The sequence below is a fragment of the Xanthomonas sp. DAR 34887 genome, from assembly GCF_041245805.1.
Taxonomy (GTDB): domain Bacteria; phylum Pseudomonadota; class Gammaproteobacteria; order Xanthomonadales; family Xanthomonadaceae; genus Xanthomonas_A; species Xanthomonas_A tesorieronis.
On record NZ_CP162490.1, the window covers coordinates 3,480,678 to 3,496,466 of the forward strand.

Sequence of the window (15,789 nt, forward strand, 5' to 3'; positions counted from 1 at the left end):
CGACGGGAGAGGGGCTACTGTCGCCAGTAGACAACGCAGCGGACTGTCCTTCTCCCTTCCCCCTCCGGGGGAAGGTGCCCCGAAGGGGCGGATGAGGGTACGGGCGAAGCCTCATGCATCCAGGTGCGCCAGCCTGTCTGTGCCGACGTACCCTCACCCCAACCCCTCTCCCGACGGGAGAGGGGCTACTGTCGCCAGTAGACAACGCAGCGGACTGTGCTTCTCCCTTCCCCCTCCGGGGGAAGGTGCCCCGAAGGGGCAGATGAGGGTACGGGCGCAGCCTCGCGCGTCCAGGCGTACCAACCTGTTCGTGCCGACGTACCCTCACCCCAACCCCCCTCCCGCAGGGAGAGGGGCTAATGCGGCGCGGGGGTCAACGCAGCGCAAACTCGCGCCTCCCTTCCCCCTCCGGGGGAAGGTGCCCCGTAGGGGCGGATGAGGGTACGGGCGAAGCCTTACGCATCCAGGCGTACCAGCCTGTCAGTGCCGACGTACCCTCACCCCAACCCCTCTCCCGCGGAGAGAGGGGCTTTAAGCGCTTCGCAGCAGCAACACACTCGGCTTCTCGCGCAGCGCGTGATCGCTCAAAAGCATCGCGAACCCGCACATTCACCCGGCCACCACTCGCGCGTAGGCAGCATGCCGCAGCCGTCGCGCATGCGCGGGTAGCCTGATCCCTCCGACGATTCCGATCTGCGTGGACGCCGCCTCGCGCGGTGACGGCAGGCGCTGCCCTGGCCGGCCATCCACGCCCGCCACATCACGCACGGACGCGGCAACGCGAGTGCATCCGTCTTCCGGCTTTGCCCGTATCGCTATCCGAATCCCCACGAGATGCGCTTGTGCCGAGCCCCGTTCCGGACCATTCCCGTGCCCCCATCACTGCGCCTGCCGAGGCGCCCGCGCGCCGCGGCGGCGGCGTGGCGCGCACGTTGCGGCGCTGGTTCGACACCGGCGCGGAAATCGAACTGGACGAGGCCCGCGCCGATCGCATCGACTGGCTGCGCGCCGCGCCCTATTTCGCCCTGCACCTGGCCTGCCTGGGCGTGTTCTGGGTCGGCGCGTCGTGGTTCGCGGTGGGCATGGCGGTGGCGATGTACGCGGTGCGGATGTTCGCGCTCACCGGCTTCTATCACCGCTACTTCGCGCATCGCGCATTCAAGACGTCGCGCGTGGTGCAGTTCCTGTTCGCCGCGCTCGGCGCCACCTGCGTGCAGCGCGGGCCGCTGTGGTGGGCCGCGCATCACCGCAACCACCACCGCCACACCGATACCCCGGCCGATCCGCATTCGCCGCGCCAGCACGGTTTCTGGTGGAGCCATAGCGGCTGGTTCCTGACCCCGCGCGGCTTCCGCACCGACTGGGAGGCGATCCCGGATCTGCGCCGCTTCCCGGAACTGCGCTTCCTCGACCGCTTCGATCTGCTGCTGCCGGTGCTGCTGGCGCTGGCGCTGTTCCTGCTCGGCGGCTGGTTGCAACGCCACCATCCGCAGCTCGGCACCGACGGGCCGCAGCTGCTGGTGTGGGGCTTCTTCGTCTCCACCGTGGCGCTGTTCCATGCCACCTTCACCATCAACTCGCTGGCGCACCGTTTCGGCAGCCGCCGCTTCGCCACCCGCGACGACAGCCGCAACAACGCGTGGCTGGCGCTGCTCACCTTCGGCGAAGGCTGGCACAACAATCACCACTTCTTCCCCGGTGCGGCGCGGCAAGGCTTCCGCTGGTGGGAAATCGACCTGACCTGGTATGGCCTGAAGGCGCTGTCGTGGACCGGCCTGATCCGCCAGCTGCGGCCGGTCCCGGCGGGGCTGGTGCGGGCACAGGCGCGCGCACGATGAGCCGCATCGCGGTGGTGGGCTCGGGCATCGCCGGGCTGGGCGCGGCATGGCTGCTGTCGCAACGGCACGACGTCACCCTGTACGAGGCCGCCAATTACTTCGGCGGGCACACCCATACCCATGCGGTGGAACTGGACGGCGTGGAGTACGCGGTGGACAGCGGCTTCATCGTGTTCAACCCGCAGCACTATCCGCTGCTGAGCAAACTGTTCGCACAGCTCGGCGTGGCCGCGCAGCCGACCACGATGAGTTTTTCCGTGCAGGAAGCGCGCAGCGGCCTGGAATACAACGCCGGCAGCCTCGGCGGCCTGTTCTGCCAGGCCGGCAATCTGGTCAGCCCGCGCTTCTGGCGCATGCTCGGCGATCTGCGCCGTTTCTACCGGCAGGCGCCGCAGGTGCTGATCGATGAAGCGCAGGCGCAGCTGACGCTGGGCGAATTCCTGCAGCGGCATGGCTATTCGGACGTGTTCCGCGACGCGCATCTGGTGCCGATGGCCTCGGCGCTGTGGTCCTCGCCGTCGCAACAGATCCTGCAATTCCCGATGCGCCAGCTGATCGGCTTCATGGCCAACCATCACATGCTGCAGATCAGCGGGCGGCCGCAATGGCAGGTGGTGCGCGGCGGCTCCAACCGCTACGTGCGCGCGCTGCGCAGCCGCTGGCGGGTGCACGAGCGCATCGGCACGCCGGTGCGTTCGATACAACGGCTGTCGCAAGGCGTGTCGGTGCTGACCGATGCCGACAGCGATGCCGATGCCCAGCACTACGACCACGTGGTGCTGGCCTGCCACGCCGACGACGCCTTGCGTCTGCTCAACGACGCCAGCGCCGCCGAGCGCGAGATCCTCGGCGCGATCGCCTACCAGGACAACGACACTGTGCTGCACACCGATGCGCGCGTGCTGCCGCGCAATCGCCGCGCCTGGGCCGCCTGGAACGCGCATGTGCCGGCCGATCCGGAGGCGCCGTGCACGGTCAGCTACTGGATGAACGCGCTGCAATCGATCGCCTCGCCGCAGCCGTTCATCGTCAGCCTCAACCGCAGCGACGACATCGATCCGGCCAAGGTGCTGCGGCGCATGCGCTACCGGCATCCGCTGCAGACCCACGCCTCGGTCGCCGCGCAGGCGCGCAAGGGCGAGATCCAGGGCCAGCGCGGCACCTGGTTCGCCGGCGCCGGGTGGGGCTTCGGCTTCCACGAGGACGGCCTGCGCAGCGCGGTCGACGTGGCCGCCGGGCTGGGGGTACCCTGGCCATGAAGCTGCTGCGCAGCGCTACCGTGTCCGCCCCGCCGGCTGGCGCCGTCTCGACAACGCCGGCGGCGGCGGGCACGACCACGCCGCGACTGCACAGCGCGCTCTACAGCGGCTGGGTCCGGCATCGCCGCCATGCGCCGAAAGCACTGGCGTTCCGCTATCCGCTGTTCCTGATGTACCTGGATCTGGCCGAACTCGACCAGGTGTTCGCGCGGCGCTGGCTGTGGTCGGTCGGCCGCCGCAACCTGGTCGAATTCCGCCGCAGCGATTACCTGGGCGACCCGGCGCAACCGCTGGACGAAGCCGTGCGCGACCGCGTGCAGCGGCACTGCGGCGAACGCCCGCTCGGCGCGGTGCGCATGCTGACCCACCTGCGCTATTTCGGCCACTGCTTCAACCCGGTCACCTTCTACTACTGCCACGACGCGCAGCAGCGCCTGCACAGCGTCGTCGCCGAGATCACCAACACGCCGTGGAAGCAGCGCCACGCCTATGTGCTGCCGGTCGCGGCCGCGCACAGCCGCGGCAGCGTGCATGCCTGGCGTTTCGACAAGCGCTTCCATGTCTCGCCGTTCATGGCGATGGCGCACCAGTACGCCTGGCGCCTGAGCGAACCGGGCGCGCAGTTGCGCGTGCACATGGACGTACTCGATCCGCAGCCGCCGGCCAGGCGCTTCGACGCCACGCTGGTGCTGCAGCGGCGCGAGATTTGCGGCGCCAGCCTGGCGTGCGCATTGCTGCGCTATCCGGCAATGACCCTGCAGGTGGTGGCCAAGATCCACTGGCAGGCGTTGCGCCTGTGGCTGCGCGGCAATCCGGTGCACGACCACCCCGATCACTCCCTTCCGCGAGAACGCCGATGAACGCTCCGCATGCGCCCTCCTCCGCTGCTGCCGCGCTGATCCCGGCCGCGCCGCCGCTGCGCGGCCTCGACCGCCTGCTGCGCCGCCGCCTGCTCGCCACGCTCGATGGCTTGCGCGACGGCCAGCTGCACATCGAGGAAGCCGGCGCGCTCACCACCTTGGGCAGTGCAGGTCCAACGGATGGCACGCTGCACGCGCATCTGCGCATCCACGATCCGCGCTTCTACCGCCAGGCCGCGCTGAACGGCAGCGTCGGCGTCGGCGAGGCGTACATGGACCGCGTGTGGGACTGCGACGACCTGGTCGCGCTGGTGCGGCTGCTGGTGCGCAACCGCGAGCGCCTGGACGCGATGGAGACCGGCCTGGCCCGTCTCGGCGGCATGGCGATGCGCGGCCTGCACGCGCTGGCGCGCAACACCCGCGCCGGCAGCCGCCGCAACATCGCCGCGCACTACGACCTGGGCAACCCGCTGTTCGAACTGTTCCTGGACCGCAGCCTGATGTATTCCTCGGCGATCTTCCGCGACGAGGACGCCGCGCTCGGCGACGCCGCGCTGGAACGCGCGGCCGAGCGCAAGCTGCAGCGCATCTGCGCCAAGCTCGACCTGCAGCCGCATCACCACGTGGTGGAGATCGGCAGCGGCTGGGGCGGTTTCGCGCTGCACGCGGCCACGCGGCACGGCTGCCGCGTCACCACCGTGACCATCTCGCGCGAACAATACGACCTGGCGCGGCAACGCGTGGACGCGGCCGGCGTGGCCGACCGCGTCGAGGTGCTGTTGCGCGACTACCGCGACCTCGACGGCCGCTACGACCGGCTGGTCTCGATCGAGATGATCGAAGCGATCGGCCACCAGTACCTGGACACCTATTTCGGCAAGGTCGGCAGCCTGCTCAAGGACGACGGCCAGGCGCTGATCCAGGCCATCACCATCGAGGACCACCGCTACGCGCAGGCGCTGAAATCGGTGGACTTCATCAAGCGCCACATCTTCCCCGGCAGCTTCATTCCCTCGGTGGCGGCGATGACCGGCGCGATCGCGCGCGCCAGCGACCTGCGCCTGTTCAACCTGGAAGACATCGGCCCCAGCTACGCACTGACCCTGCGCGCCTGGCGCCAACGCTTCATGGCCAAGCTGCCGCAGGTGCGCGCGCTGGGCTACGACGAACGCTTCATCCGCATGTGGGAATTCTATCTGGCCTATTGCGAAGGCGGCTTTCTGGAGCGCTCGATCGGCGACGTGCATCTGTGGCTGAGCAAGCCGGGCGCGCGCCCGGCGCAGTTCGCGCCGGCGCTGGCGGGCGACGCATGAGCAACTTCGCCAACTATGTCGCGCTGCAATTGCTGTGGCTGGCGGCGGTGATGGGCGCCGGGCGCGGACTGGCCTGGGCCGGCCCGGCGGCGCTGGCGCTGTTCGCGCTGTACCAACTGCAGCCGCGCCGCCGCGCGCGCGGCGATGCGGCGCTGATGGCGCTGGCCTTGCTGCTCGGCGCCGGCGTGGATACCGCACTGGCCGCCGGCGGCTGGGTGCGCTACGCCGCAGCGCTGCCGCCGGCGCCGTGGGCGCCGCTGTGGATCCTGGCGCTGTGGGCCGGCTTCGCGCTGACCTTCAACCATTCGCTGGCCTGGGTGATGCACCGTCCGTGGCGCGCGGCACTGTTCGGCGCGGTGTTCGGCCCGCTCGGCTACGTCCTGGCCGCACGCGGCTGGCAGGCGGTGACGCTGGGCACGCCGCTGCTGCATGCGCTCGTCGCGCTGGCGCTGGCCTGGGCCGCGGCGCTGGCCGTGCTGAGCCTGGCGACGCGGCGTCTGTCGGCGGCGGCGCAGCCCGCGCCACGCATCGCAGGGGCCGCGCCATGAACGGCTGGCCGCTGCTGCACGTGGGTGCGTTCACCGCGCTGGTGATGCTTGCCGGCTGGGCCTGGCAGCGGCGCAGCCGCAACGCCGGCGTGGTCGATGTGCTGTGGGCCGCGTGCATGGCGCTGGCCGCGGTGTACTGCGCCTGGCGTGCCGACGGCGCCGCGCTGCCGCGGGTGCTGACCGCGGCGATGGGCGGGCTGTGGGGCGCGCGCCTGGCCTGGCACCTGGGCGTACGCGTGTTCGGCGATGCGCGCGAGGACGGCCGCTACCGCGCGCTGCGCGAACATTGGCACGGCGACCAGCGCCGCTTCCTGCTGTTCTTCCTCGGCCAGGCGCTGGTGGTGGTGCTGTTCGCGCTGCCGCTGTCGGCCGCCGCGCACAATCCGCTGCCGCAGTGGAGCGTGTGGACCACGCTGGCGCTGGCGACCTGGCTGCTGGCGGTGGGCGGGGAAAGCCTGGCCGACCGCCAGTTGGCCGCGTTCCGCGCCGATCCGGGCAACAAGGGCAAGACCTGCCGCCGCGGCCTGTGGCGCTACTCGCGGCATCCGAACTATTTCTTCGAGTTCGTGCACTGGTTCGCCTATGTGTTCCTCGCCGTGGGCAGCGGTGCGCTGTGGGTCGGCGTGGCCGCGCTGGGGCCGTTGCTGATGTTCGCGTTCCTGTACCGCGTCACCGGCATTCCCTACACCGAACAACAGGCGCTGCGCTCGCGCGGCCAGGACTACGCCGACTACCAGCGCAACACCAGCGCCTTCTTTCCGTTGCCGCCGCGGCAATGACTTCGCTTTCAGGAGATTCGCCGATGTCCAGCACCCTCGTCTCTTCGCCTGCGCCCGCATTGCCGGCCGAACCGCTGGCCACCCGCGTGGCCGAATCCGGCCTGCTGCCCGATGCGCTGCTGCGCGCGGCGATGCGCAGGCTGTGCACGCAGCGCCTGCGCGACGAGCGCAGCGGCGGCGCCGACGCGGCCTGGGAACGCCAACGCGCCTTCGTCGAGGCCTTGCGCGGCAGCGCCATCGCGATCGAGACCGAGGCCGCCAACCGCCAGCACTACGAGCTGCCGCCGCGCTTCTTCGAGCTGTGCCTGGGCAAGCGCCTGAAGTACAGCAGTTGCTACTGGGATGCCGACACGCGCGACCTGGACGCGGCCGAGGAACGCATGCTGCGCCTGTACGCCGAGCGCGCGCAGTTGCGCGACCGCCAGCGCATCCTGGAACTGGGCTGCGGCTGGGGCTCGCTGACCCTGTGGATGGCCGAGCAGTATCCCGGCGCGCGCATCACCGCGGTGTCCAACTCGCGGCCGCAGCGCGAGCACATCGAGGCGCAATGCCGCGCACGCGGGCTGCGCAATGTCGAGGTCATCACCCACGACGCCAACACCCTGACCCTGCCGCATGCGAGCTTCGATCGCGTGGTGTCGATCGAGATGTTCGAGCACATGCGCAACTACCGCGAACTGCTGGCGCGGATCGGCCAGTGGCTGGTGCCGGGCGGCCGGCTGTTCGTGCACATCTTCTGCCACCGCGACCTGGCCTACCCGTTCGAGGTGCAGGGCGAGGACAACTGGATGGGCCGGCACTTCTTCACCGGCGGGCTGATGCCGGCCGCCGACACCCTGCTGCAGTTCCAGGACGACCTGGCGCTGGAACGGCGCTGGCTGCTGTCCGGCGAACACTACGAGAAGACCGCCAACGCCTGGCTACGCAACCAGGACCGGCATCGCGCCGAACTGATGACGGTGCTGCAGGCCACCTACGGCCGCGACGCGAAGATCTGGTGGCAGCGCTGGCGCATGTTCTGGATGGCCTGCGCGGAACTGTTCGGTTACGAACAGGGCCAGCAGTGGGGCGTGGCGCATTACCGGTTTGTTAGGCGCTGACGCGCCGGGATTCGGGAGTAGGGATTCGGGATTGGTAACAGCGGGCCGCGGGCTCTGACGCGCGACCGAGGCGGATGGGCCAATGCACCAATCGCATAGGTCAAGCAGCCGGAGTGGGGATCGCAGTTGCGAATCCCCAATCCCCAATCCCCAATCCCGAATCCCGGCCTTCCACTCACACGGCAGCGGTAACCACGATCTCGATCTTCCACTCCGGGTTGGCCAGCTTGGCCTGCACGGTGGCGCGCGCCGGGGTGCTGCCCGGGCAGACCCAGGTTTCCCAGACCTTGTTCATTTCGGCGAACTCGGCCAGGTCGGTCATGTAGATCTCCGCGCGCAGGATCTTGCTCTTGTCGCTGGCGGCGCGCGCCAGCAGTTCGTCGATCGCCGCCAGGACCTGGCGGGTCTGGCCGGCGATGTCGGCGCTGGTGTCGTCGGCGATCTGCCCGGCCAGATAGGCCACGCCGTTGTGCACGGTCATTTCCGACATGCGCGGGCCGGTATCGAATCGCTGGATCATGAGGCGGTGTCCTGAAGAGGGGAAACCCGGGCATTGTCGCGCGATTGCGCCAAGCCTGCAGGCCGCCACAGCCGGTAGGCGACCAGCAGCAGCCAGGCCAGGATCAGCACGATCGCCAGCTTCTGGGTCAGCCCGCGCGGCGGCGCGCGCCACAGCACGTGCACCCAAAGCGCAACGAACGCCGCCACCGCCAGGCTCGACAGGGTGCCGGCACAGCCGAGCCACGGCGCTTGCCGGCGCAGCCAGGCGCTCTGCAGCAGCATCGCGCAGGTCGCGCACAGGAACGCGGTCTGCGCGAACAGCGCGTGCAACATCGGCGCCAGTAACGGGGCGCGCTGCGGCAGATAGCTGTCGCCGATCGCCACCCCGCACAGGCCCAGCCCCGCCACCGCGAACAACAGCAGCGGTGCGGCGCTGCGAGCCTGCGGCGGGGCCTGCGCGTACAGGCCGGCAGCCATGGCGACAATGCCCGCCGCCAGCAGCACGTAGACGGTGCGCAGCAGCAACCCGCCGGGGCCATGCAGGTACATGCTCAGCGTCGCCTGCTGCCAGTGCAGGTCCGTGCGCAGCAGTTGCAGGGCCAGCGCCACGCCGAGGAATAGCAGACACAGCAGCGTGGCGAGGGCCCCGGCGGCGCGCGGCCACTGCGGCGGCGCGGAGGCGGGGACCAGGGGCGTGGGCATGGGATCGGCTCCGGGTCGTGGCGGGGACGCGATGCGCGACGCATGCGCGCGCACCCTGCGCGCACACCGACGCGGTGCCGACGTGCGATTCCACTATGATGCGCGTCGCCGGTGTTGCCGGTACAGCCCCAGGCCACCGGATCTCGCGATGCACCACTCCCTTTCCGCCTGCAGGCGCACCTTGGCGATGGCCCGCGCCGCCGATACCGCGTGTCTACGCGACGCCGCCGGCCTCTGCGCACAGTTCCCTCTCTCCTTCGCTTACGCTCCTCTGCAATGACCGACGCCGCGCCCCCCGTTTCCCCGCCCCCCTCCGCCGCTGGCTGGCGCCGTGCGCTGCCGGTGGTGTTCAGCCTGGTGATCCTGGCGCTGGCGCTGCGCGCGCTGGCCACCGAGTTCAGCACCCACGGCTACGCCGCGATCCGCCATGCCTTCAACCAGCTCGGTGTCGGCCAGATCGCGCTGACCCTGCTGCTGGGGCTGAGCAGCTATGCCTGCCTGATCGGCTTCGACGCGATCGGCCTGCACCGCAGCGGGCGCAAGCTGCATCCGATGCGAATCGGCGTCACCGCGTTCCTGGCGCACGCGGTCGGGCAGACCCTGGGCTTCGCCGCGCTCACCGGCGGCGCGGTGCGCCTGCGCGGCTACGGCCGGGTCGGGCTGAGCCTGGCCGAGATCGGCCAGGTGGTGCTGATGAGCACGCTCGGCTTCGTGTTCGGCGCCTGGCTGCTGCTGGCGTTGGCGCTGACCTTGGAACCGGCGTCGGCGGCGCTGGCGCTGCCGCTGGCCTCGCCGGCGGTGCGCGCGATCGGCATCGCGCTGCTGGCCGGCTTCGGCCTGATGCTGCTGCTGGCCGGGCGCGCAGGCCGCACCCTGCGCTGGCGCACCCACGAACTGTGGCTGCCGGACCGGCGCACCGCGCTCGGCGTGACCGCGCTCAGCGTGGTCGAACTGGGCCTGGCCAGCGCCGCGTTCTATGTATTGCTGCCGAACGAATCGGGCATCGAGTTCGTCGGCTTCGTCGGCCTGTACCTGGTCGCGGTGGTGGCCGGGTTGATGTCCACCGTGCCGGCCGGGCTGGGCGTGTTCGAATGGAGCCTGCTCAAGCTGCTGCCCGGCGTGGCCCCGGCCGCGGTGCTGGCCGCGGCGCTGATCTACCGCATCACCTACTACGTGGTGCCGCTGCTGCTGTCGGTGCTGATGGCCGCGGTGTCGGGCCTGCGCCAGCCGCTGGCGGCCGGCGCCGGCGGGCTGCGCGTGGCCTGGGGCACGCTGCGTCCGTGGCTGCCGCAGATCATCGCCATCGCGGTGTTCGCGGTCGGCGCCGCGCTGGTCATCGACGGCACCCTGCCGACGCCGAAGCGGCGCCTGGGCATGGCGCCGCTGTCGATCGTGGAGACCTCGCACCTGCTGGCCAGCCTCGGCGGCGTGGTGCTGCTGCTGATCGGCCAGGGCCTGCAACGCCGCAGCCATGCCGCCTGGGTGCTGGCGATCGGCATCTGCGTGCTGCTGCCGTTGCCGGCCTGGCTGCGCGGCGGCCACGCCTCGGTGGCGTTGTCCTCGCTGGTGGTGGCGGCCGGGCTGTGGGGCGCGCGCCGCGAGTTCTACCGCCAGGGCGCACTGCTCGACGAGGCCTGGTCGTGGCCGTGGCTGCGCAACCTGGGGCTGGTGCTGATCGCCACGGTGTGGCTGCTGTTCTTCGTCTACAGCCACGTCGAATACCAGAACGAATTGTGGTGGCAGTTCGCCACCTCGGCCAATGCGCCGCGGGCGCTGCGCGCGGTGCTGCTGGTCAGCGTGGCGGTGGTGGTGTTCGGGCTGGCGCGGCTGCTGCACAGCACGCGCTCGCCGCTGCCGGCGGCCGACGCGGCGCAGCTGGACGCGCTGGCGCCGGTGCTGGCCGCCGCCACCGACACCCAGGCCTGCCTGGTGCTGACCGGCGACAAGGCGCTGCTGCCCGACGAGGCCGGCCAGGGCTTCGTGATGATGCAGCGCTACGGCGGCTCGCTGGTGGCGATGGGCGACCCGGTGGGGCCGCCGGAGGTCGCGCGCGCGCTGATCTGGCGCTTCCGCGAGGAAGCCGACCGCATGGGCCTGCGCCCGGTGTTCTATCAGGTCGGCGAGCAGCACTGGCAGACTTATCTGGACCTGGGCCTGACCCTGGTCAAGCTGGGCGAGGAAGCGATGGTGTCGCTGGAAGACTTCCACCTGGAAGGCCGCGACCGCGCCGACCTGCGCCAGGCCTGGAATCGCGGCAAGCGCAGCGGGCTGAGCTTCCGCATCGTGCCGCTGGAGCAGATCGACGCGCTGATGCCGGTGCTGGCCGACGTCTCGCAGCAATGGCTGGAGGAAAAGGCCGGCGAAGAGAAAGGCTTCTCGCTCGGCAGCTTCGACCCGGCCTATCTGCGCCGCTTCCCGATCGCGGTGGTCGAGGCCGAGGGCAAGGTCGTGGCATTCGCCAACCTGTGGCAGGCACCGGCCGGGCACGAGCTGTCGGTGGACCTGATGCGGCACATCGCCGATGCGCCGAAGGGCACCATGGATTTCCTGTTCATCGAGCTGTTCCTGTGGGGCCGCGAACAGGGCTACAAGCGCTTCTCGCTGGGCATGGCGCCGCTGTCGGGCCTGGCCCAGCACCGCCTGGCCGGCCGTTGGAACCGCTTCGGCAACCTGATCGTGCGCCACGGCGAGCGCTTCTACGGCTTCACCGGCCTGCGCCGCTTCAAGTCCAAGTTCGCCCCGGCCTGGCGCACCCGCTACCTGGCCGCGCCCGGCGGCATGCACCTACCGGCGGCGCTGCTGGACGTGACGCGGCTGATTTCGCTGGATCCGCGGAAGCCTGATTGACCGCCGGGATTGGGGATTTGGGATTGGGGATTGGTAGAAGCAGGATTCGGGGCGCTGTCCCTTGGTAGCGCCGGCGAGTGGTTCGGTGGGAAGCCGAACCTGAAGCCACGCAGCCGCGCTCAGAAGGCGTTCAATCCCAATAGCTAAGCGCCGGAAAATCCGGAATCAAGGCGCGCAACGAATGCGTGCGCGCCAAGCTCTTACGAATCCCCAATCCCGACTCCCCAATCCCCGCCGTCAATCGATCCGCTGCAGGATCTGCTTGGCCAGTTCCGCGTAGTCGCCCTTGAAGTGGTGGTCGCCGGGCAGCTTCACCAGCTGCGCGCCGCGATGCGGCAGGTCCGGGCACAGCGCGTCGTCGTCGTCTTCGCCGTAGATGCACAGGGTCTGCGCGCCCGGCATCTTCGCCACTTCCGGGGCGATCGGCAGGCCGTCGTCGCCGGAGCTGATCCAGTTGGACACGTGGAACTCGTAGTCGGCGGTCTTGCCCAGCGACAGCAGCGCGGTGGCCTGCACCTGCTCGCGCATCTCCGGCGGCAACTGGTTGTAGGCCGCCGGCAACACGTCGGCGCCCTGCGAGAAACCGATCAGCACCACCCGCTCGCGCTGCCACAGGCGGCTGTAGTGGCGGTAGATGCGGTCCAGGTCGGTGGCGAAGCCCTGCGGGGTGCGCTCGCTCCAGAAGTAACGCAGCGAGTCCACGCCGACCACCGGGATGCCGGCCTCGGCCAACGCCCCGGCCACCTGCTGGTCGAGCCCGGCCCAGCCGCCGTCGCCGGAAACGAAGATCGCGAACACTTGCTCATGGCCCTTGCCGGTGGCCGCGTCGTCCGTGGGCACGGGCACATCGACCACCGGCAATCCGGCCAGATCGGCCGGCGTTGGCGGCAGGCTGACCCCGCGCTGCGCACCCAGCGAACGCACCGCCGCGCGCAGTCCGGGCAGCGGATCGCCACTGGCGCTGCGGCGGAACTGCCGCGCCTGCGGCACTTTCTGCAGGAACGCATCGCTTTGCTGGGTGCAGCGGGCCTTGCCCGGCGCATCCAGTGCCGCCAGCCACGGCACCGGCAGCGTCGCCGGCTGCAGCGCGCGCGCCGGCGCGGTGATGCCGGCGCCGCAGATCTGGTCGTCCAGCACCTGCACCGGACAGAAATCCTCGGTGACCAGGCCGGCCAGCAAGTGCTTGGGCGCCTGCGCCGCGACCGCATAGGCCAGCGCGGCGCCGTCGCCATCGCCGACCAGCAGCGGCAGGCGGTAGGTCGGCACGTGGTAGTAGGCCTGCACGTAGCGCGAGAAGTTCTCCACGTCGCCGGCGGAGAAGCCGCAGGTGCCGGGGATCTTGGCCAGCACCGCCTGCAGGTGCGCGCCGTCGATCACCACCACCATCGCGCCGTCGTCGCGCAGCGCCTCGATCTGGCGCATGCGCACCGCCTCGCCGTGCTTGCCGCCGGCGAACCACAGCACCACGCGCTGCGCCTCGCCCTTCGGCAGCAGCACCGGCACCTGCTCGAAGCGGCCGTGGCTGAGTTTCTCCGGGACCGCGGCCGCTGGCGCAGCCGGCGCTGGCGCCGCGACCGTCGTCGCAGGCGCCGCCGCGGCGGCAGCCGCGGCGCTCAGGCCGGCCAACGCACATCCCCACATCCATCCGCCACGCAGTCGCATCATCCGGCAATCCTGAAAGGGCCAATCCTGAAAAAGCAGGTAAAGATAATCCCGAACGGCAGCGGCGCGAAGCACGGCGCGGGCTCCGGTTCATGCGGGATACGCCGCGAGCGTTCCAGCGCACTGCCAGGCGGCGGCGCCGGCGCGGACTGCAGCGACGCGCAGCTCAGGGCTCACGCGTCCGGATCGGCCTGTGGATGGCGCAGCCGCCATGCCGCCAGCGCCTGCCGATAGCGCGTCACTTCGTCGTTGTACAGGTCGTGGACGCAGAGCGGACAGCCGCTGTCGCAGCAGTCGCTGGGCAGCGGAGGCTGCGGCGCCTGCGGGCGCGGATCGGCAGTGGCGGGATCGGAATCGGAATCGGAATCGGACATCACGGTACGCAGCGGGTGGCACGCCGGCGGCGTGAACAGGCGCGCATTGTAGACCGCCGTCGCGGCCGGCTCAGCCGATCGCCTGGCGCAGGTTGACGCGCGCCGCCGCGTCGTAGCGCGCATGGAACCAGTCGCTGAGGAAGATGCGCGGCTGCGCCAGCACCGTCTTCAGGAATGCGCGGCGCTTGCGCCGGTACAGCCAGCCGGGCACCACGCCGCGGTATTCCTCGGCGATGGCGCGATCGTAGGCGGCGAACCCGGCGGGATCGGCGCCGAGGATGGCCATATCGCAATCCAGGAACAGCGCCGCCTCCGCATCCACCGCAGCGGCGGACAGTTGCCCGTGGCGCGCGGTCAGTTCGATCAGCGCGGCGACGCGCGCCGCGTCCAGCCCGGCATCCGGCAGCCACTGCGCGATCGCCGCCTGCGCCATGCGCGCCGACTGCGCCTCGTTGTCGCCACGTCCGGCCTGATACACCGCGTCGTGATAGAGCACGGCCAGGTAGACCTCGCGCGGCTGCCGCCAGCCCAGGGCCGCGGCGACTTCGGCATAGTGGCCCAGCACCGCCTGCACATGGCCGAAGTGGTGATACGCGCGTGGCGGCGTCGCATAGGCCGCCTGCAACTGCTCCCATTGCGCGGCGGGCAAGGTCAGCGGCGGCGCCGGCTCGCTCATCGCGTGGCCTCGACGCCCGCAGACCCAGGCTTGGCCGCATCCGCCGACAGCGGCCAGGTCGCCTCGTGCACATAGCGCCCCTGCCCTTGCACGCTGCGGATCAGACTCACCGTGGCGACCGTGCAGCGCAATTCCGGCACGGTTTGCGGCGGCACCATCTGCTCGTCGTAGCTCAGGGTGAGATGCGGGACAAAGACCGGATCGGCGCGCGTGGCCACGCCCTGGCGGCCGAGTTGCCGCTGCAGTGCCTCGCGCAGGTAGCGCAGCGCGGACGGCTCGCCGTCGCCGAGCAACACCAGCGGCCGCGTGCGGGCGCGGCCGCCGAAACTGGCCACCCGATCGAAACACAGCTCGAACGGCGCTGCCTCCAGCGCCTGTCCGGCGGCATGCGCCTGTTGCAGCAGCCGCGGCGGAATGCCGGCGTACTCGCCCAGGTAGTGCAAGGTCAGGTGCAGGCGTTCCACCGGCAACGCGCGGCCGCGCAGGCCATGCTCGGCCCGCAGGCGCTCGCCAATCGCGAAGGCGCGCTGCGCGGTGGCCGGGTCCGGCAGCACGGCGAAGAACAGGCTCTCGCGCGGCGCCGGCGCGGCGAAGCCGAGCGCGAACTGCGTGTTTGCGGAAGAAGGATCGTGGGCCATCGGCAGGATACGCAAGCCGCGGGCGCTGCGGCGACTGGGCAGGAACCGTCATGGTAGCAAGCGCATTGCGCCGAGCGCCGCGCATTCCGAAAACGCACAAAGACCGCCCGGACGGAATCCGGGCGGCCTTTGTGCGTTTCGGCATCGGCACGTCGCGCTCCGCGCGGATCGCGACGCCTTCGACGACGGCCGGACAAGCCAGGCCTGCAGCTTACGCCGCGTTCTTCAGCGCCAGCTTGCGATTGCGCATCACGTCGTGGCAGGCGCGCACTTCCGGCAGCAACTTGGTGGCGGCATCGCGTGCGGCGACCGGGGTATCGCTGTCGGCGATGGTGTCGTTGAACGCCTTCAACAGGCGATCCTCGGACTCTTCCAGTTCGGCCACGTAGCCGTACTTGGTGTCGCCCAGCGTCGCGCGCACCTTGCCGTACATCTGCTGCATGCTGCCGACCATTGTGCCGTGCTCTTCCGGCTTGCCGCCGACCGCCTGGACCACGGCGCTCAGGCTGCTGACGATGTCGGACTTGACCCCGGCAATGCGCAGGAACAGTGCGGACAATTCGGTATCGCCGACCTTCTGCGCCGCTTCTTCGTAGAAATCCTTGCCGTCGCGGGAGATGGCGATGAGGTCGTTGAGGCTGTGGGTGGTCTTGCTCTGAATGCTCATGGATGGAACTCCTTCTGCAATGGGC

General features: G+C 70.4%; 15 protein-coding genes. 8 read left to right on the top strand and 7 right to left on the bottom strand.

Annotation, left to right across the window (positions count from 1 at the left end; translation table 11 throughout):
- Positions 1–842 precede the first annotated feature (842 nt).
- The 7 genes from AB3X08_RS14605 to AB3X08_RS14635 are packed head-to-tail and all read left to right on the top strand — an operon-like array spanning position 843 to position 7,697.
- Positions 843–1,838 (top strand): acyl-CoA desaturase, encoded by a 996-nt coding sequence (locus tag AB3X08_RS14605; protein WP_369933432.1) that lies wholly within the window; start codon positions 843–845, stop codon positions 1,836–1,838.
- Complete coding sequence (locus AB3X08_RS14610) at positions 1,835–3,097, top strand: NAD(P)/FAD-dependent oxidoreductase (RefSeq protein WP_369933433.1); 1,263 nt, start codon at positions 1,835–1,837, stop codon at positions 3,095–3,097. Before AB3X08_RS14605 ends, AB3X08_RS14610 begins: the two co-directional genes overlap by 4 nt.
- Positions 3,094–3,957, top strand: coding sequence for a DUF1365 domain-containing protein (locus AB3X08_RS14615; protein ID WP_369933434.1), 864 nt, complete (start codon positions 3,094–3,096; stop codon positions 3,955–3,957). The genes AB3X08_RS14610 and AB3X08_RS14615 overlap by 4 nt, the downstream gene beginning before the upstream one ends.
- Positions 3,954–5,270, top strand: a complete 1,317-nt coding sequence (locus AB3X08_RS14620; RefSeq protein ID WP_369933435.1) for a class I SAM-dependent methyltransferase — start codon at positions 3,954–3,956, stop codon at positions 5,268–5,270. The genes AB3X08_RS14615 and AB3X08_RS14620 overlap by 4 nt, the downstream gene beginning before the upstream one ends.
- Entirely contained in the window at positions 5,267–5,818 is a 552-nt protein-coding gene (locus AB3X08_RS14625; RefSeq protein WP_369933436.1) for a DUF2878 domain-containing protein, read from the top strand. Before AB3X08_RS14620 ends, AB3X08_RS14625 begins: the two co-directional genes overlap by 4 nt.
- A complete protein-coding gene (locus AB3X08_RS14630; RefSeq protein ID WP_369933437.1) occupies positions 5,815–6,597 on the top strand; it encodes a DUF1295 domain-containing protein in 783 nt (260 codons plus the stop codon). The genes AB3X08_RS14625 and AB3X08_RS14630 overlap by 4 nt, the downstream gene beginning before the upstream one ends.
- A gap of 23 nt (positions 6,598–6,620) precedes the next feature.
- Positions 6,621–7,697 carry an SAM-dependent methyltransferase gene (locus AB3X08_RS14635; RefSeq protein WP_369933439.1) on the top strand — a complete coding sequence of 359 codons (1,077 nt, stop codon included), beginning with the start codon at positions 6,621–6,623 and terminating at the stop codon, positions 7,695–7,697.
- Positions 7,698–7,872: 175 nt separating this feature from the next.
- On the opposite strand, the gene AB3X08_RS14640 is transcribed toward AB3X08_RS14635, so the two are convergent.
- A complete protein-coding gene (locus AB3X08_RS14640) occupies positions 7,873–8,217 on the bottom strand; it encodes a RidA family protein (protein ID WP_369933441.1) in 345 nt (114 codons plus the stop codon).
- The gene (locus AB3X08_RS14645; RefSeq protein WP_369933442.1) at positions 8,214–8,900 is read right to left on the bottom strand and encodes a DUF998 domain-containing protein; all 687 of its coding nucleotides are present in this window, start codon (positions 8,898–8,900) and stop codon (positions 8,214–8,216) included. Before AB3X08_RS14645 ends, AB3X08_RS14640 begins: the two co-directional genes overlap by 4 nt.
- Before the next feature lie 276 nt (positions 8,901–9,176).
- Between AB3X08_RS14645 and mprF the strand changes: the two genes are divergently transcribed.
- Positions 9,177–11,747, top strand: coding sequence for a bifunctional lysylphosphatidylglycerol flippase/synthetase MprF (mprF, locus tag AB3X08_RS14650; RefSeq protein ID WP_369933443.1), 2,571 nt, complete (start codon positions 9,177–9,179; stop codon positions 11,745–11,747).
- Positions 11,748–11,984: 237 nt separating this feature from the next.
- Here mprF and AB3X08_RS14655 read toward each other — a convergent pair whose 3' ends face one another.
- The 5 genes from AB3X08_RS14655 to AB3X08_RS14675 all read right to left on the bottom strand — a co-directional run bounded on the left by AB3X08_RS14655 (position 11,985) and on the right by AB3X08_RS14675 (position 15,764).
- Positions 11,985–13,373: a virulence factor family protein gene (locus AB3X08_RS14655; RefSeq protein WP_369938540.1), complete on the bottom strand. Its 1,389-nt coding sequence runs from the start codon at positions 13,371–13,373 to the stop codon at positions 11,985–11,987.
- Between the two features lie 209 nt (positions 13,374–13,582).
- Complete coding sequence (locus tag AB3X08_RS14660; protein WP_369933445.1) at positions 13,583–13,783, bottom strand: oxidoreductase-like domain-containing protein; 201 nt, start codon at positions 13,781–13,783, stop codon at positions 13,583–13,585.
- Positions 13,784–13,853: 70 nt separating this feature from the next.
- Complete coding sequence (locus tag AB3X08_RS14665) at positions 13,854–14,459, bottom strand: hypothetical protein (protein WP_369933447.1); 606 nt, start codon at positions 14,457–14,459, stop codon at positions 13,854–13,856.
- On the bottom strand, positions 14,456–15,112 hold the full coding sequence (locus tag AB3X08_RS14670) for a 2'-5' RNA ligase family protein (protein ID WP_369933448.1): 657 nt from the start codon (positions 15,110–15,112) through the stop codon (positions 14,456–14,458). Before AB3X08_RS14670 ends, AB3X08_RS14665 begins: the two co-directional genes overlap by 4 nt.
- Before the next feature lie 196 nt (positions 15,113–15,308).
- Positions 15,309–15,764 (bottom strand): PA2169 family four-helix-bundle protein, encoded by a 456-nt coding sequence (locus AB3X08_RS14675; RefSeq protein ID WP_369933449.1) that lies wholly within the window; start codon positions 15,762–15,764, stop codon positions 15,309–15,311.
- Positions 15,765–15,789 lie beyond the last annotated feature (25 nt).